The 16,746-nt window shown below is 65.2% G+C and carries 13 protein-coding genes and 1 tRNA gene; 1 reads left to right on the top strand and 13 read right to left on the bottom strand.

Features of this window, described 5'->3' with window-relative positions; all coding sequences use genetic code 11:
• Positions 1-7: 7 nt before the first annotated feature.
• From SMCB_RS04715 to SMCB_RS04655, 13 genes are all read right to left on the bottom strand, one after another.
• A complete protein-coding gene (locus SMCB_RS04715) occupies positions 8-397 on the bottom strand; it encodes a hypothetical protein (protein ID WP_045535437.1) in 390 nt (129 codons plus the stop codon).
• 108 nt (positions 398-505) lie between these two features.
• Positions 506-1,231 carry a response regulator transcription factor gene (locus tag SMCB_RS04710; protein WP_045535435.1) on the bottom strand — a complete coding sequence of 242 codons (726 nt, stop codon included), beginning with the start codon at positions 1,229-1,231 and terminating at the stop codon, positions 506-508.
• Between the two features lie 92 nt (positions 1,232-1,323).
• Entirely contained in the window at positions 1,324-2,979 is a 1,656-nt protein-coding gene (locus SMCB_RS04705) for a sensor histidine kinase (protein ID WP_045535433.1), read from the bottom strand.
• Positions 2,980-2,985: 6 nt separating this feature from the next.
• The gene (locus tag SMCB_RS04700) at positions 2,986-3,600 is read right to left on the bottom strand and encodes a hypothetical protein (RefSeq protein ID WP_231851252.1); all 615 of its coding nucleotides are present in this window, start codon (positions 3,598-3,600) and stop codon (positions 2,986-2,988) included.
• Between the two features lie 189 nt (positions 3,601-3,789).
• Positions 3,790-4,896, bottom strand: coding sequence for a patatin-like phospholipase family protein (locus SMCB_RS04695; protein ID WP_082027235.1), 1,107 nt, complete (start codon positions 4,894-4,896; stop codon positions 3,790-3,792).
• 101 nt (positions 4,897-4,997) lie between these two features.
• On the bottom strand, positions 4,998-5,687 hold the full coding sequence (locus tag SMCB_RS04690; RefSeq protein WP_231851251.1) for an aspartate/glutamate racemase family protein: 690 nt from the start codon (positions 5,685-5,687) through the stop codon (positions 4,998-5,000).
• 14 nt (positions 5,688-5,701) lie between these two features.
• Positions 5,702-8,305, bottom strand: a complete 2,604-nt coding sequence (locus SMCB_RS04685) for a TRAP transporter permease (protein ID WP_045535431.1) — start codon at positions 8,303-8,305, stop codon at positions 5,702-5,704.
• 120 nt (positions 8,306-8,425) lie between these two features.
• Positions 8,426-9,421 (bottom strand): TAXI family TRAP transporter solute-binding subunit, encoded by a 996-nt coding sequence (locus tag SMCB_RS04680; protein ID WP_045535429.1) that lies wholly within the window; start codon positions 9,419-9,421, stop codon positions 8,426-8,428.
• 154 nt (positions 9,422-9,575) lie between these two features.
• Positions 9,576-10,913: an aspartate aminotransferase family protein gene (locus tag SMCB_RS04675; protein WP_045535427.1), complete on the bottom strand. Its 1,338-nt coding sequence runs from the start codon at positions 10,911-10,913 to the stop codon at positions 9,576-9,578.
• 8 nt (positions 10,914-10,921) lie between these two features.
• The gene (locus SMCB_RS04670) at positions 10,922-12,490 is read right to left on the bottom strand and encodes a DNA recombination protein RmuC (RefSeq protein ID WP_045535425.1); all 1,569 of its coding nucleotides are present in this window, start codon (positions 12,488-12,490) and stop codon (positions 10,922-10,924) included.
• Between the two features lie 170 nt (positions 12,491-12,660).
• Positions 12,661-12,750 (bottom strand) — tRNA-Ser (locus SMCB_RS04665).
• 124 nt (positions 12,751-12,874) lie between these two features.
• Entirely contained in the window at positions 12,875-13,795 is a 921-nt protein-coding gene (locus tag SMCB_RS04660) for an SPFH domain-containing protein (protein WP_045535423.1), read from the bottom strand.
• A gap of 16 nt (positions 13,796-13,811) precedes the next feature.
• The gene (locus tag SMCB_RS04655; RefSeq protein WP_045535421.1) at positions 13,812-14,288 is read right to left on the bottom strand and encodes an NfeD family protein; all 477 of its coding nucleotides are present in this window, start codon (positions 14,286-14,288) and stop codon (positions 13,812-13,814) included.
• 137 nt (positions 14,289-14,425) lie between these two features.
• Between SMCB_RS04655 and SMCB_RS04650 the strand changes: the two genes are divergently transcribed.
• A complete protein-coding gene (locus SMCB_RS04650) occupies positions 14,426-16,720 on the top strand; it encodes an arginine/lysine/ornithine decarboxylase (RefSeq protein ID WP_045535419.1) in 2,295 nt (764 codons plus the stop codon).
• The last annotated feature ends 26 nt before the right edge of the window (positions 16,721-16,746 follow it).

Genomic DNA, 16,746 nt, shown 5'->3' with positions numbered 1-16,746 from the left:
CCAGCGCTCAGTCGGCGTATTCCATGTCCTCGATGGCGTCGCGCAAGGCCAGCAGCGGATCGGGCTGGGTCGGGTCTGGGTTCACGAACTTGGGGTCGCCGGCCTGATCGAGGGCCTCCATCCAAGCAGCGGGCGGCTTGAGGCGGTGGCGGCGCACCAGTTCGAGCAAAAACCGTGCTTGGGTGGCGCGATCGCCGCTGGCGGGCCACTGCGCCAGATCGGCCCGCAAACGCCGCCGGCGCACGCGGCGCCAAACCATGCCCCACATGCCGGCCGCAAACGCCACCACACCGAGGGCAAAAAACGCCCACCAAAAAATGATGCTGCCCGGCACGTGGGCCAGCGGCGCTTCGGTGGGGACGATGTGTGAGCGGTGCAGGGGGCTGTAGGGGAACATGCTGGGTCAAAGGAAGGTACCCGGTTCGGGCGCCGGCAAGCGAGTGTAGCGCCCCGACCGCTCTGGCTAAACACCATGCACCCCTCCGGGCCGCGGGCTGGCACAGCTTCAGCCCGGCGCTTGCGGCCCAGAACCGACGGGGGTGGGTTTGGGTGTGGCAGCGGCGTCGAGCCGGTAGCCCAGCCCGCGCACGGTTTTGATGAGGGCCAGTTCGTGGCCGTCGTCGATCTTGGCGCGCAGGCGCCTAATATAAACCTCGACCACGTTGGTGAGCGGGTCTTCGTAGCTGCCCCAGACGTTGGCCAAAATGCGTTCGCGGCTGTACACGCGCCCGGGCGCGCTCATGAGCAGCTCCAGCAGCGCCAGCTCCTTGGCCGTTAGATGCAAGGCGCGACCGGCGCGCCAGCACTGCATCTGGTCGCGGTCAAACAGCAAATCGGCCACCTCCAGCGTGCGCGCAGCCTGCGCCAGCGCCGTCGGGCGGCGCAGCAGCGCCTCGATGCGTGCCAACAGCTCGTCGAAAGCAAAGGGCTTGCCCAGATAGTCGTCGGCCCCGCAGCGCAAGCCCTGCACCCGGTCTTCGACCCCATCGAGCGCGGTGAGCATGAGCACCGGCATTTGCAGGCGCTCGGCGCGCAGCCGCTGGCACAACTCGATGCCGCTCATGCCCGGCAGCATCAGGTCGAGCAGCAGCAAGGCACAGGGGTGCTGGCGCAGACGCAGCAGCGCCTCTTCGGCGTTGGCCACGCGTTGGGTGCTGTATCCTTCTGCAGCCAGCCCCCGGCGCAGAAAATCGGCCACCCGGTCGTCGTCTTCCACGATCAGCAAATACATGGGCAGGGCGCTCTAAAAAATGGAGGGGCGGCGTTCAATTGCTTGGGGGATCGCAAAGGGGCGCAGTGGGTGAAGGGCGGTTTGGGAATGGCTTAGGCGGCCGCAGCGGCGGCGCCGGCCAGCGGCAGCTCGATTGTGACGCGGGTGCCGCCAACCGCCAAGGCTTCCATGGCGATGCTGCCCCGGTGTGCGAGCACGATCGCGCGCGCGATCGACAAACCCAGACCCAAGCCTTCGGGGCTGCGCAGGCGCGCGGCTTCGCTGCGGAAGTAGGGCTCGAACACCTGCTCGGTTTGCTCGGGGTCGATGCCCATGCCGCTGTCGCTGATGGCGATGCGCAGGCACTGCGCCGCCGCGTCGGGCTCGGCCTCGATCTGTACTTGGCTGCCGGCGGCGCTGTAGCGCACCGCGTTGTCGAGCACGATCACCAGCGCTTGCTGCAATTTGTCGAGGTCGGCTTCGAGCACGCAATCGCCGGCGGCGGCGCTGGCTCGGTCCAGCAGCTCGATGCCGCGATTCGAGGCGATGGCCTGCATCTGCTGCTGCGCCCCTTGCACCACGGCGCGCAAGCGCACCGGCGCAAAGGCGTAGCTTTGGGCGCTGGCGCTCGATCGCGCCAGCCGCACCAGCTCTTGCACCCGCTGGCCCAAGGCGGCGGCTGCCGTGACGATGCGCTCGAGGGCGCCGCGATAGGCGGCGTCTTGCACGCCAGCCTGCCCGCCGCTGCGCAGGGCGATTTCGGCCTCGCCCCGAATGACCGTGACCGGGGTGCGCAACTCGTGGCTGATTTCGGCAAAAAACCGCTGGCGCCGCGCATCCACTTGCAGCAGCGCCTCGTGGCTGCGCATCAGCGCCTGGGTGCGCTCGGCCACGGCGGCGTCGAGCCCGGCGCGCAAGGCCTCGTTTTGGCGTTGATTGGCTTCGAGGCGACGGGCCAATGCGTTCAATTGCTGGCCGATCAGGTTGAACTCGTCTGGGTTGGCGGTGTCTGGGCGCTGCCGGTAGTCGCCATCGGCCAGCGCCTCGGTGGCCAACCGCAGCTGCCTAAAAGGTTGATGCAGGCGGCGCATAAAATAACCGGCTGCCAGCAAGCCCCACAGCGCCGACAGCAGCATGAGCCCCAGACTGGAGCGCTGCAGGGTGTCTAGCGTTTCGTTTTGCTGCGCCATGGCCTGCTCGGTGGCCTCGCGTTGCTGCGCAATCGCAGCGGCCAGCTCCTTGCGCATGTCGCGCCCGCCGTGGTGATCAAATACGGCAGCAGCCTGCAACCACATCAGGGCCTGATCTGCAACCGGACTGCGCGCCGTGGCGGTGCTGGCTTGCAGCACGTAGGCCCGCATGGCGTCAAAATTGGCACGCAAAAGGGCGATCGGGTGGCTTTGGGGTGCGGCGTGCGGTGACGATGCGGTCTGGGTTGCCGAGCTGCCAGCAGGTGTGCCAGAGGGTGGCGGCAATGGTTGCAGCGCCTGCAGCCGCTCCAGCTCGTGCAGCGAGCGCTCCATTTCTTGCAGCAGTTGGTTGCGCGTGTCGGCACTGCCTTGGCCGGTCAGGGCCGTGCCTGCCAACCAGACCAGCAAGCGCTGTTTGTTGGCCGCCAGCGCCTGGTACTCGGTGAGCATCTGCTGGGCGTCGCGCGTGAGAGCAGACTGTGCGCTGGCGGTGCGCACGGCCCACACCGAAAAAGCCGCCTGCACTGCGCTGAGCAGGATCAGAACCGCAAAGGCAATGCTCAGGCGGCTAAGCAACACGGCAGATTAAGAGCCGGTGAAGGGCAGCGAGGAGTGGTGCAGCACAATGCGCAGATTGCCTTGGGGGTCGAGTCGGAAGCCCCAGGTTTTGTCCACCGTGGTGCGGCTGCCATCGCGGTTGGTCAGGGTGACGTTGCCCATGGTTTTGGCCACGTCGCCGTGGATCAGCACCGCGGCGTTGCGCACCTCGACGTGGGTCCAGCCCTTGAGCGCGAAGCCGCGGTCATTCGGGAAGGCCGGGTTGTTGCCGACAAAGTAAGCCAGTGCGCCCTCGCGCGTGGTGCGGAAGGTGTGGGGTGCCGTGGTCAGGGTGGGCTTGAACAGCACCGGGCCCATCTGGTAGCCGTAGGCTGCGTCGAGCACGGCCGAGGCGGTGGCGGTGGCACGCGCAAGGCCACCGCTGGCGAAATCGCTGCTGATCTGCACCAGCGCCCGGCCCCAGGCTTGCTGGGCGGCCAGCACTTGGGCTTCGGTGATGGTGCGCGCTGCCGGGGTGGCGGCCGGTGCGGTAGCCGGTGCGGCAGCGCGGGGGGCGCTGGCGCCAGCGGCATGGGCATGGGCCTGTGTCGAAATAAGCAGACCGGAAGCCAAGAGGGCTGCGCCCAGAAGTTTGAGTTTCATCTCGAAAAATCCTTTCAATCGATTGTCAACCACGGCCACGGCCAAGCGCCATGACTGTTTTAGATTAAAGCCCTGGCAACCTTGCGCTGGCTAACAAACGCATGAAGGTAAGCTTAAGGGTAGATGAACGCCAGATGAACACCGGCTTGCGCCTGTGGCTGCGCCAGATGCCAAGCGGCCATCCAGGGATCAGCCAAACAATGCCTCGACATCGATGCTCGAGCGCAGCCCGACCAGCGCGGCGCTGTCGTGCAACCAAGCTTGGGCGTGCGCGCGGCCCTGCTGGTGCAGGTGCTGCAGAAACGGCGTGTGCACGATCAGTTTGCTCTCGCTGTGTGCCAGGCTGTCGAGTTCTTCACCGCCGATGAGGTGGAAGCGCTGCTGCAGCAGCCGCTGCAGTGCCGGCGTGGCGCTGGGTGGCGTGCGCGCGTGGCGAGCGGCTTGCGCGAAATGGCGCATCTCGTTCATGATGTGGGTGCCAAAGCCCAGTTCGACCAAACGCGTTTCGATTTCGGCCAGGCTGCGCGGGGTCTGGCTGCGGCGCAGGGGGTTGAGCAGCACCAGCAGCACATCGGGCGTGGCGCAGTCGTAAACCAGGGGCGCGATGGCAGGGTTGGCGCTGTAGCCGCCGTCCCAGTAGGGCTCGCCGTCGATGTGGACGGTGTGGTGGATTTTGGGCAGACAGGCCGAGGCCAACAGCACCTCGGCGCTGATCTCGTGCTCCCTAAACAGGCGCAAGCGCCCGGTGTTGACTTGGGTGGCACCGATGTAGAGCTTGAATGGGCAGTCACGGCGCAAGCGCTCAAAGTCGATCTGGCGCTCGAGCAAGTCGCGCAGCGGGTTGAGGTCAGAGGGGTTGAGCTGCGCCGGCGTGAACTGGGCCGCCCAATGCGCCAGCAAGCGCCCAGCGGGGGCCAGGCGCACGGTCTCGCCCTTGCTGCGCACCAGGCTGGCGGGCAGGTGCTGGCCGAGTTCGCCCCAGAACTGGGCCAGCGCAGCGCGCGCACCGGCACGGCCAGCGCGCACCCAACCATCGGCCAGCAACACGGCGTTGACGGCGCCGGCGCTGCTGCCGCTGAGGCCCTCGAGCTCCAGCGCCTCGTGCTCGAGCAAGGCATCGAGCACGCCCCAAGTGTAGGCGCCGTGGGCGCCACCGCCTTGCAGGGCCAGGTTCAGGCGCAGCTTTTGCGGGCCGGGGCTGGCGTGGCCAGGGCGCAGCCAATCCTGCCAGCGCGCCAGCGCCCGGCGCCACGCAGGCTCGGGCTCAGGGGGAGGGGTGGGGGTGGGGTCGGCCATGTGCAGTGCGCGCCGCGCGCGCTCGGCAGTGCGGCTGCAGTTGCAGTGAGTGTAGCGCTCCCAGCAGCGACTTTGGCTTGCGTTTCGGCTGGGTGGCTGGCTCAGGCGTGCGGCAGTTGCGTGGGAGCGGCTCCAGGTGTCAAGCGCTGGCGCAGGGCCAGCACGGCACTTGTGGGCGCTGTCAAAACCGGGAGCGTCAACCGCTCCCGGATCAAAGGTGCCGCGCGCGCCATGCTGAACTGCGCCAACGCGATCAGCGCGCAGCCCTTCGACTGGAGCTGCAGGGCTGCTTCGAGCACGCTGGCATCGTGTGCGGCCGCGTCTTGGCGCTGCAGCGCCTGCAGGGCGTGCGGCACGCAGGCTGTGAGCACTTGGGCGTTGGGCCCAAACTCGGCTGGCAGTGCCTCGAGGGTGGGCGCAAACGAAGCGATCAAACCGATTCGTCCCCCCAAGCCCAGCGCCTCTGCGACCATGGCTTGATAGGGCTTGAGCACGGTCAGGTGCGGCCGGCGCGCCGCCACGCCCTCGATGCACGGGCCAAAAGCCGAACAGGTGTACAAAATCGCTTGCGCGCCACTGAACTCGGCGTAGGCAGCCAAGCGCTCGAAGCGCGTGTGCATCGCGGCGTCGAGCCCGGTGCGCGCCACATCGCTGGCCAAGCTGTCGTCGAGCAAATTCATGCGCTGCGCCGCGGGCCAGTGGCGCTCGAAAGCGTGCGCTATCGGCGCCACCGACTGCTCCAGCGCATGGATCAGGGCGATGCGCGGCCCGGGTGCAGACACGGCTTGCACAAGGGGCTCCTGGTTCAAGTCGAGGCAACCGTCGCCGTTGCCGACTTGAGGCGGCTATTGCGCCGCCACTGCAACCCAATGATCAGCCCCAACAGGGCCAAAGCCGGGATGAAAAACCACTCAGGTTCAGGCCGCTCGTTGGGCACGTCGAGCCCGGTGATGCGAAAGCCCTGCTCGATGCCTTGGCGATCGGCCACGCTGCGGAACTGCACAGCCATGACCATGTACCCTTGGCCGTCGAACATGGCCGTGATGCCGGCGTGGCGCAGGCGCTGGGCGGGGTCGCCTGCGGGCCCGAGCGGCAGCAAAACCCCTTTACTGATCTCATCGCCTTCAAGGTTCATGCCTTCGACCGAGAGCCGCTTGCTGGCATTCGCCGGAGCCGTTTCCAGCGCTTGCACCATTTCTTGGCCGCTCAAAGAGGTAAAGGGCGGCGCCACCATGTCCATCCAAAAATTGGGGCGAAACAGGGTAAAGCAGATCAGCAACAAGGCCACGGCCTCATACCAGCGGTTGCGGGCAAAAAAGTGCCCCTGCGTGGCGGCGGCAAAAATCAGCATGGCCACCGTGGCCGTCACCACGGTAAGCACCAGATCGAATGGCCCGGTCAAACCTATCAGCAGCAATTGGGTGTTGAAAATGAACAAGAACGGCAAAATCGCGGTGCGCATGCTGTACCCAAATGCAGTGATGCCGGTTTTGATCGGGTCGCTGCGTGCAATCGCCGAAGCGGCTATCGAGGCCAAACCCACGGGTGGTGTCACATCGGCCATCAGGCCAAAATAAAACACAAACATGTGCACCGCAATCAGCGGCACGATCAAGCCCTGCTGCGCCCCGAGTTCAACGATCACCGGCGCCATCAAGGTGGCGACCACGATGTAATTGGCGGTGGTGGGCAAACCCATGCCCAGCACCAAACAAATCAGGGCCACCAGCACCAGCATCAGCGTCAGGTTGCCGCCCGAGAGGATTTCCACCAGTTCGGTCATGACCTGCCCGACGCCAGTGAGCGAGACCGTACCGACCACGATCCCGGCCGCCGCCGTCGCTAGGCCAATGCCGACCATGCTCTGCGCCCCTAGGGCCAGTCCGTCGATGAGGTCTTGCACCGCAAAGCGAAAATTGGCCCAGACGCGCCGGTCGCCGCGCATCAGACCCAGCAGGGGCTTTTGCGTCAGGATCAGAAAGATCAGGAATGCCGTGGCCCAAAAGGCCGACAGCGCCGGCGAGAGTTGCTCGACCATCAGGCACCAGATCAGCACCACCACCGCCAGCAGATAATGCAGCCCGGACTTGACGGTCGGGCCGGTTTCAGGCAGCTCGAACAAAGGGGAATCGGGGTCGTCCAGCTCCAGTTCGGGTAGCTTGGAGCTGAACCACAGCAGGCCAAGATAGGCAGCCAGCAACCCCAGCAAGATCACCGGCAGCGCCGCCTCACCCAGTGTGCTGCGTATGAAGCCGATGCCGTAGTAGGTGAGGCCGGCGAGCACGATGAAGCCCGTGATGGTCGTCAACACCGACAACATGCGCTGGGCAAAGGTGGAGGCGTGGCGGCGCGGCAAGCCCTGCATATTGGCCTTGACGGCCTCTAGGTGCACGATGTAGAACAGCGCGATGTACGAAATGAGGGCGGGCAACAAGGCGTGCTTCATCACCTCGACGTAGGGAATGCCCACGTATTCGACCATCAGAAAGGCTGCTGCGCCCATCACCGGCGGCATGATCTGGCCGTTGACCGAGGCCGACACCTCGACTGCACCCGCTTTGTCGGGGCGGTAACCCACGCGTTTCATCAGCGGAATGGTGAAGGTGCCGGTGGTGACCACATTGGCAATCGATGAGCCGGAAATCACCCCGGTGGCGGCCGACGAAACCACGGCCGCCTTGGCTGGGCCGCCGCGCATGTGGCCCAGCAGGGCGAAGGCGCTTTTGATGAAGTAGTTGCCGGCGCCGGCTTTGGCCAAGAGTGAGCCAAACAGCACGAACAGAAAGATAAAGCCGCTCGACACCCCCAAGGCAATGCCGTACACCCCTTCGGTGGTGAGCCAGAAATGCGACACCGCGCGGTTGATAGAAGCCCCTTGGTGCGCCATCAGCTCGGGCATGATGGGGCCGGCAAAGGTGTAGAACAAAAACACCAGCGCCACGATCACCATGGGCAAACCCAGCACGCGCCGGGTGGCCTCCAGCAGCAGCGTGCAACCTATCACCGCAACGTACACATCCATGGTCGTGGGCAGCCCGGGGCGTGCCGCCAATTCGCGGTAAAACAGATACAGATAGCCGGCACAAAACGCCCCCACCAAAGCGAACACCCAGTCGAGCAAGGGCACGCGGTCGCGGGGCGAACGCTTGCGCGCTGGAAACAGCATGAAGGCCAGAAACACCGCAAAAGCCAAGTGGATGGAGCGGCTTTCGGTGTGATCGAAAATGAAAATGCCCAAGGCAAAGGGCAGGGGTGAGGCAATCCAGAGCTGAAACAAGGACCAGCTCACGGCCACGATCAGCAGCAACTTGGCGATCGCTGGGCCGGGTTTGCGCCCCCCGGTGTCGGTCTCTTCGACCAGTTTGTGGACATCGACCGGGGGTTTGTCGGATAGGTTGGTAGCGCTCATCTAAAGGCACCTGATTCAAAAAACGGCTATGGCGGCAAGGCAACAAGAAACGCCCAATGCCAGCCTAGCCGACATTGGGCGCAAGGGCGGGTATGCCCTGGTTGGAGTTGAAGCTACAGATCAGCGAATCCAGCCGCGCTCACGGAAGTAGCGTGCGGCACCGGGGTGCAGCGGTGCGGTCAAGCCGTCGCGGATCATGGTCTCGTGGCTCAGGTTGGCCAGCGAGGGGTGCAGGCGGCGGAAGGCGTCGAAGTTCTCAAACACCGAGCGCACCAGCAGGTACACCGATTCCTCTGACGCACTGGCCGAAGTCACCAAGGTGGCGACCACGCCGTAGGTCTGGGTGGGTTGGTCGTTGCCGCGGTACATGCCAGCCGGGATGGTGGCACGGGCGTAGAAGGGGTTTTCGGCAATCAGCCGATCGACCGCCGGGCCGGTGATGTTGACCAGCCGCGCGCCGCAGGTGGTAACGGGGTCGAGGATGTTGGCACTCGGGTGGCCGACGCCGAAGAAGAAGGCGTCGATGCGGTTGTCGCACAGGGCGGCGCCGTGCTCGTCGGGGCGCAGCTCGGAAGCGAGGCGAAAGTCGGCCGTGCTCCAGCCCATGGCGGCGAGCAGCTTGTCCATGGAAGCGCGGTGCCCGGAGCCCGGGTTGCCGACGTTGACGCGGCGGCCACGCAGATCGCTGAAGTTGCGCACATTGGCGTCGGCGCGTGCCAGCACGGTAAAGGGCTCGGGGTGGATCGAAAACACCGAGCGCAGTTCACGGAAGGGGCCCGCTTGCTGGAAGGTGCTGGTGCCGTGGAAGGCGTGGTGGTTCCAGTCGGACTGGGCGATGCCGAAATCGAGGTCGCCGGCGCGGATGGTGTTGATGTTGGCCACCGAGCCGCCGGTCGATTCCACCGTGCAGCGGATGCCGTGGCGCGCGCGGTCTTGGTTGATCAGGCGGCAAATCGCCCCACCCACCGGGTAGTAAACGCCGGTGAGGCCGCCGGTGCCGATGGTCATGAAGCGCTGCGGCGTTTGCGCGCTGGCCACGGGGGCGGACGCCAAGGCCACGGCGGTGAGCGCGGCGACGGACAGGCCGGATAGGATTTGCTTCAGGGTGGTTCTCATGGGTGGAGCTTCCAGAGTCGTTGAAAATGTGCCGCATGCGATGGGCGGCGCAAGATGCCAGTTTGTGACCAGCGGGTTGCAGTTTGTAACACGGTTCGGCCACATGGGGCCTTATGGTTTCCCCGAGTGGAAGAGAAAAATCTGCAACACCGGGCTACAAAATTTCAAGCAGGGCCGCATCGAGCGCCGCGCGCAGCCGCTGCACGATCAGCGCGGTTTCGTCTTCGCTGACGATGAACGGCGGCGCCAGCAAAATGTGGTCGCCCGTGCGGCCATCGACCGTACCGCCCATCGGATAGACCATCAGGCCTTGCGCCATGGCCGCCCGTTTGAGGCGCGCATGCAGGCGCAGCGCCGGATCGAAACACTGCTTGCTGGCGCGCTCGCGCACCAGCTCCAAGCCCCAGAACAGGCCACGGCCGCGGATATCGCCCACGTGGGGGTGCTCGGCGAATGCCGCTTGCAGCAGCTGCTGCAACTGCAGGCCGCGCTGGCGCACGGCAGGCAGCAGCTGGTCGCGCTCGATCACCCGCTGCACCGCCAGCGCCGCCGCGCACGCCACCGCGTGCCCCAGGTAGGTGTGGCCGTGCTGGAACAGGCCGCTGCCCTCGGCCAAGGCGGCCACGAGGTGCCCTTGGGCCAGCACGGCCCCGATGGGCTGGTAGCCGCCGCCCAACCCCTTGGCTATGGTGAGCAAATCGGGCGCCACGCCTTCTTGCTCGCAGGCGTGCAGGGTGCCGGTGCGGCCCATGCCGCACATCACCTCGTCGAGGATGAGCAAAATGCCATGCCGGTCACAGAGTTGGCGCACCCCTTTGAAGTAACCTGGCACCGGGGTGAGCACGCCCGCCGTGGCGCCGCCCACGGTCTCGGCCACGAAAGCGATCACGTTTGCGCCGCCCAAGCGCTCGATCGCCGCCTCCAGTTCGCGCAGCAGGCGCTGGCCGTACTGCTCGGGCGACTCGTCGGGCGCGCAGTCGCGGTAGGTGTAGCAGGGCGAGACGTGCTCGACTTCGATCAGCAGCGGCTCGAACTGGGCCCGGCGCCAAGCATTGCCACCCACCGCCAAAGCGCCCAAGGTGTTGCCGTGGTAGCTCTGGCGCCGGGCTATGAAGTGGCGCCGCTGCGGTTGCCCGATCTCGACGAAATACTGTCGCGCCAGCTTGAGCGCGGCCTCCACCGCTTCCGAGCCGCCGCAGACGAAGTAGGCGTGGCTCATGCCGGCGGGGGCGTTGGCAACCAAGTGGTTGGCCAATTGCTCGGCCACTTCGGTGGTGAAAAAACTGGTGTGGGCGTAGGCAAGGCGGTCGATCTGCTGATGCATCGCGCGCAACACCTCGGGGTGCCCATGCCCCAAACAGGAAACGGCCGCGCCACCGCAGGCGTCAAGGTAGCGCTGGCCGTGCTCATCGGTGATCCACGCCCCCGAACCACTCACCGCGCGCGGCGGCAAGTGCTGCAATTGGCGGTGCAAGACGCGGGTGGTTTGCATGGTCGGACTCAGTTCGACGGCTCGTCCTCGAGCGCCAACAGGTCGCTGGCCTCAAGGCCGGTGGGTGCGTTGGCGGGCAATGCTTCTACGTCGCGCAACTTGCGCTCGATGGCGCGGGTGCGGGTGCCGATTTCGCTGAATTTTTTGGCCGCGTTGTCGATCGACTTGTGGGTGGCGTCCACGATCTCGCCAAATTTCTTGAACTCGGTCTTGACGCCAGACAGGATGTGCCAGACCTCAGACGAACGCTGCTCGATTGCCAGCGTGCGAAAGCCCAAGCGCAGGCTGTTGAGCATGGCTGCCAAGGTGGTCGGGCCGGCGACGACGATGCGGCACTGGTTCTGCAGCGCCTCGACCATGCCCGGGATGCGGCAGACCTCGGCGAACAACCCCTCGGTGGGCACGAACAGGATGGCGAAGTCGGTGGTGTGCGGCGGGTTCAGGTATTTGTCTTGGATTTTCTTGGCTTCGAGCCGCAGCGAGGATTCAAAGGCGGTGGCCGCTTTGAGGATGGCGTCTTTGTCGGCCAGCTCGTGGGCGTCCATCAGGCGCTGGTAGTGCTCGACCGGGTACTTCGAGTCGATCGGCAACCAAACGGTGTCGTCCGCGCCCTTGCCGGGCATCTTGATGGCGAACTCGACCAGTTCGTTGCTGCCGGGCACCGTCTTGACGTTTTTGGCGTACTGCTCGGCCGTGAGCAAGCTCTCGATGATGGCGCCGAGCTGCACTTCACCCCAGGTGCCGCGGGTACGCACGTTGGTCATGACGCGCTTGAGGTCGCCCACGCTGCCGGCGAGGGTCTTCATTTCACCCAAGCCGGTGTGCACCTGCTCGAGGCGTTCGCTCACCAGTTTGAACGAATCGCCCAAGCGTTGCTCGAGCGTGGCGTGGAGCTTTTCATCCACGGTGCGGCGCATTTCTTCGAGCTTGCTGGTGTTGTCGGCCTGGATCGCCGCCAGACGCTCGTTGAGCGCGGTGCGCAACTGCTCCGAGTTTTGCTGGCTGCCCTGCACCATGCCCTGCAGTTGCTGCGCCACGGCGTCTTGCAAGGTGGAGAACTGGTTGCGAATCTGGTTGCCGTTGCCGTCGAGCTGGTCTTTGAGCGCGCCCGACATCACGCCCAGCTGGCCCACGATGTCTTTTTTCAGGGCATCCAAGGTGCTGGTGGTGGCCAAGGCCAAGGCATCGACGCGGCCCGACATCGAACCCTCGAAGCCCCCGAGCCGCTGCTCCAGCTTGGCTTCTAGGGTGCCAAAGGCCGTGGTGAGCTCGGCGCGGCCCTTGCGCGACTCTTCCACCGTTTTTTCGAGCTTGTCATCGAGGATTTTGCGCAGCGCCTCGTGCGACAGCATGGCTTGGGCCGTGAACTCGCGCAACTGGGCTTGGGTGCGCTCGTTGCCGGCTTCGTTGCGTGCGCTCGACTGATTCAGCGCCTGCACCGAAGCCTCCATCAAACCCAGCCGAACCGTCAGGTCTGCGGGCCATTCGACCCGATTTTTGCGCAGCAGCAGAATGAGCAGCAGCAGGACGCTGATGACACCTAGGCCGAGGGCGGCCAATGCGATGGGTTCAAACATGGTTGCAAGGCCTCGCCTGTGAGCAGCAAAACGCGGTAGCGGGAAATAGAATGCGACGACGGCGCGGGGCCAACGCTGGCACCCCAGTTTGCCAAAACGGGGGCATCAAAGCCAAAATCGGGGTGGATCGCCCGAAAAGTCGCTGGCAGCTCAATCGAACTGCAGAAATGTGGCGGAGAGAGCGGGATTCGAACCCGCGGTGGGGGTTAGCCCACACACGCTTTCCAGGCGTGCGACTTAAACCGCTCATCCATCTCTCCGGGTAGCCCAGCATTCTACACTGGCGGCGGCGCTGGCTGACCGAGCGCTGGCTTACCGAGCGGCAGCGCTCGCGCTTCCTAGCAACGGCGCTCGCGCCGCGGGGGTAGGGCCGCGGCTGGGGGCTCAGGCGCTGGGCTTGAGCGTGCGCACCATCTGCATCGCCGAGCCGATCAGGTGGCTCACTTCGGTCATGTTCGAGGGCACGATCAGGGTCGTGTGGGCATCGGCCGCCACTTTGGCGTAGGCTTCGACGGCTTTTTCGGCCACTTTGAGCTGCACCGCCGCCTCGCCGCCGTCGGTGCGGATGGCGTGGGCGATGCGCTCGATGGCTTGCGCCGAGGCTTCGGCCACCGCCAAAATGGCCGAGGCTTGGCCTTGGGCCAGGTTGATGGCGGCTTGGCGTTCGCCCTCGGAGCGGGCGATGGAGGCTTCGCGCTCGCCGTTGGCGATGTTGATCTGCTCTTGCTTGCGCCCTTCCGACGCGGCGATCAGGGCGCGCTTTTCGCGCTCGGCGGTGATCTGGGCCTGCATCGAGCGCAGAATCTCGGCCGGGGGCGTCAGGTCTTTGATCTCGTAGCGCAGCACCTTCACGCCCCAGTTGAGCGCGGCTTCGTCGATGGCGGTCACCACCTGCGAGTTGATCAGGTCGCGCTCTTCGAAGGTTTTGTCGAGCTCCATGCGGCCGATGATGCTGCGCAGCGTGGTCTGCGCCAGCTGCGTGATGGCCAGCATGAAGTTGGACGAGCCGTAGCTGGCGCGCATGGGGTCGGTGACCTGAAAGTACAAAATCCCATCGACCTTGAGCTGGGTGTTGTCGCGCGTGATGCAAATCTGCTCGGGCACGTCGAGCGGGATCTCTTTCAGGCTGTGCTTGTAGGCCACGCGCTCGATGAAGGGCACCAGAAAGTTGAGCCCGGGCCCGAGCGTGCCGGCGTATTTGCCCAAGCGCTCTTTGACCCAGGCGTTTTGCTGCGGCACCACTTGGATCGAGCGCACCACGAACACGATGGCGACGATGACGACGGCGAGGGCGATGAACTCCATGGCAGGATTCCTTGGTTTAGTGAGAGGGCGCGCCGGGGTCTGCTGCGGCGCTGGGCGGTTCGGGGTCGAGGGCTTGCACGATCAGGGTGTTGCCGTGCACCTGCACGATGCGGTAGCGCGTGTGCACACCGGGGCTGGTGCCGGGTTGGAGCTGCACGCTCCAGTTGGCGCCGCGGTAGCGCACCTGCGCCCAGCCGTCGGCTGGCCAGCGTTCCACCACCAGCGTCTGCCCGATGTCGAGGTTGATGTCGGGGTTGCGTTCGGCTGTGGCTTGGATGGGGTGCCGGGCGCGCCAGCGCTGCCACAGGGCCACCGCGCCGCCGCCCACGATCGCGGCCGTGAGCAGCTGCCCCGTGAGCCCCAGCCCGGCGTGCGCCGCCAGCGCACCGACCACCAAGCCGACCGCGAGCATGAGCAGAAAAAAAGTGCCGGTGAGCAATTCGAGCACGATCGCCAAGCCGGCCAGCAGCCACCACACCATCCAATCCGTCATACGCGTGCCCCGCAGTCAAAACCAATGCGGCCAGCATAGCGCATTAAGCGCACGCGTGGTGCACAATCGCTGCGCCGCCCCCAGACCCAGAGGCCACGGGGGGCTTGCGTCATATTGAGTCTCTACACTGGTGCACCATGAAATTTCGCTTCCCCATCGTCATCATCGATGAAGACTTCCGCTCCGAAAACACCTCGGGCTTGGGCATTCGTGCGCTGGCGCAAGCCATCGAGAGCGAGGGCTTCGAGGTCGTGGGCGTGACCAGCTATGGCGACCTGAGCCAGTTTGCGCAGCAGCAAAGCCGCGCCAGCGCTTTCATCCTGTCGATCGACGACGAGGAATTCACCCCCGGCCCCGACCTAGACCCGGCGGTGCTCAACTTGCGCCACTTCATCGACGAAGTGCGGCGCAAAAACGCCGATGTGCCGATCTACATCTACGGCGAAACCAAAACCAGCCGCCACCTGCCCAACGCCATTTTGCGCGAGCTGCACGGCTTCATCCACATGTTTGAGGACACGCCCGAGTTCGTGGCGCGCCACCTCATCCGCGAAGCCAAGAGCTACCTCGAGGGCATCCAGCCGCCCTTTTTCAAGGCGCTGCTCGACTACGCCGAAAACGGCTCCTACAGCTGGCACTGCCCTGGGCACTCGGGCGGGGTGGCGTTCCTCAAATCGCCGGTGGGGCAGATGTTTCACCAGTTTTTTGGCGAGAACATGCTGCGCGCCGACGTCTGCAACTCGGTCGAAGAGCTGGGCCAGTTGCTCGACCACAACGGCGCCATCGGCGAGAGCGAGCGCAACGCCGCGCGCATCTTCAACGCCGACCACTGCTTTTTTGTCACCAATGGCACCAGCACCAGCAACAAAATGGTCTGGCACCACACCGTGGCCCCGGGCGACGTGGTGCTGGTGGACCGCAACTGCCACAAGTCGGTGCTGCACAGCATCATCATGACCGGGGCCGTGCCGGTGTTCCTCAAACCCACGCGCAACCACTGGGGCATCATCGGCCCGATTCCGCAGAGCGAGTTCGAGCCCGAGGCGATCCGCGCCAAGATCGAGGCGCACCCGTTGCTGGCCGGCGTTGATGCACAAACGGTCAAACCGCGCATCCTGACGCTGACGCAGTCCACCTACGACGGCGTGCTCTACAACACCGAAGCCATCAAACAGATGCTCGATGGCTACGTGGACAACCTGCACTTTGACGAAGCTTGGCTGCCGCACGCCGCCTTTCACCCCTTTTACGGCACCTTCCACGCCATGGGGCGCAAGCGCGGGCGGCCGCAGCATTCGGTGGTTTATTCCACCCAGAGCATCCACAAGCTGCTGGCCGGCATCAGCCAAGCCAGCCACGTGCTGGTGCAAGACTCGCAGAGCACGCCGCTGGATCGGCACCTGTTCAACGAAGCCTACCTGATGCACACCAGCACCAGCCCGCAGTACAGCATCATCGCCAGCTGCGACGTGGCCGCCGCCATGATGGAGCCGCCCGGCGGCACGGCGCTGGTCGAAGAAAGCATTGCCGAGGCGCTGGACTTCAGGCGCGCCATGCGCAAGGTCGATGCCGAGTTTGGCGACGACGATTGGTGGTTCCAAGTCTGGGGCCCCGAGGCGCTGGCCGAAGAGGGCGTGGGCCGGGCCCACGACTGGATTTTGCAGCGCACCAACGCCGACGGCCAGCCGCTGCTGCGCGGTGGCGACGCTTGGCACGGCTTTGGCGACATGGCGCCGGGCTTCAATATGCTGGACCCGATCAAAGCCACCTTGCTCACGCCGGGGCTGAACATGAAGGGCGACTTTGCCGCCAGCGGCATCCCGGCCAGCATCGTCACAAAATACTTAAGCGAGCACGGCGTGGTGGTGGAAAAAACCGGTCTCTACAGCTTTTTCATCATGTTCACCATCGGCATCACCAAGGGCCGCTGGAACACCCTGCTCACCGCCTTGCAGCAGTTCAAGGACGACTACGACCGCAACCAGCCGCTGTGGCGCACCATGCCCGAGTTCTGCGCCAAGCAGCGGCGCTACGAAAAAATGGGGCTGCGCGACCTGTGCCAACTGGTGCACGAGCTCTACGCCAAATCGGACATCGCGCGCCTGACCACCGAGATGTACCTGAGCGACCTGACCCCGGCCATGAAGCCCAGCGATGCCTTTGCCCACATCGCTCGCCGCCGCACCGAGCGCGTGCCGATCGACGCGCTCGAGGGCCGCATCACCACCGCACTCATCACCCCGTACCCGCCCGGCATCCCGCTGCTCATCCCGGGTGAGGTGTTCAACCGGCGCATCGTCGATTATTTGAAGTTCGCACGCGATTTTGCCAAGCAGTGCCCGGGCTTCGAGACCGACATCCACGGCTTGGTGGTCGAGCAGGATGCCGACGGGCGCAAGGCCTACTTTGCCGACTGCATCAAGGCGACCTGAGAGGCTGGACCAGCCTCTGACTCGGT

This window comes from Serpentinimonas maccroryi, from assembly GCF_000828915.1.
GTDB lineage: Bacteria > Pseudomonadota > Gammaproteobacteria > Burkholderiales > Burkholderiaceae_C > Serpentinimonas > Serpentinimonas maccroryi.
The sequence above is the reverse complement of the archived record's forward strand: the minus strand, read 5'-3'. Positions and strand labels throughout refer to the sequence as shown.

Excerpts from the sequence above, each read along its gene's own strand:
- SMCB_RS04715 (WP_045535437.1), bottom strand. The coding sequence starts at position 397 with ATGTTCCCCTACAGCCCCCTGCACCGCTCACACATCGTCCCCACCGAA.
- SMCB_RS04710 (WP_045535435.1), bottom strand. The coding sequence starts at position 1,231 with ATGTATTTGCTGATCGTGGAAGACGACGACCGGGTGGCCGATTTTCTG.
- SMCB_RS04700 (WP_231851252.1), bottom strand. The coding sequence starts at position 3,600 with ATGAAACTCAAACTTCTGGGCGCAGCCCTCTTGGCTTCCGGTCTGCTT.
- SMCB_RS04695 (WP_082027235.1), bottom strand. The coding sequence starts at position 4,896 with ATGGCCGACCCCACCCCCACCCCTCCCCCTGAGCCCGAGCCTGCGTGG.
- SMCB_RS04685 (WP_045535431.1), bottom strand. The coding sequence starts at position 8,305 with ATGAGCGCTACCAACCTATCCGACAAACCCCCGGTCGATGTCCACAAA.
- SMCB_RS04680 (WP_045535429.1), bottom strand. The coding sequence starts at position 9,421 with ATGAGAACCACCCTGAAGCAAATCCTATCCGGCCTGTCCGTCGCCGCG.
- SMCB_RS04675 (WP_045535427.1), bottom strand. The coding sequence starts at position 10,913 with ATGCAAACCACCCGCGTCTTGCACCGCCAATTGCAGCACTTGCCGCCG.
- SMCB_RS04670 (WP_045535425.1), bottom strand. The coding sequence starts at position 12,490 with ATGTTTGAACCCATCGCATTGGCCGCCCTCGGCCTAGGTGTCATCAGC.
- SMCB_RS04660 (WP_045535423.1), bottom strand. The coding sequence starts at position 13,795 with ATGGAGTTCATCGCCCTCGCCGTCGTCATCGTCGCCATCGTGTTCGTG.
- SMCB_RS04655 (WP_045535421.1), bottom strand. The coding sequence starts at position 14,288 with ATGACGGATTGGATGGTGTGGTGGCTGCTGGCCGGCTTGGCGATCGTG.
- SMCB_RS04650 (WP_045535419.1), top strand. The coding sequence starts at position 14,426 with ATGAAATTTCGCTTCCCCATCGTCATCATCGATGAAGACTTCCGCTCC.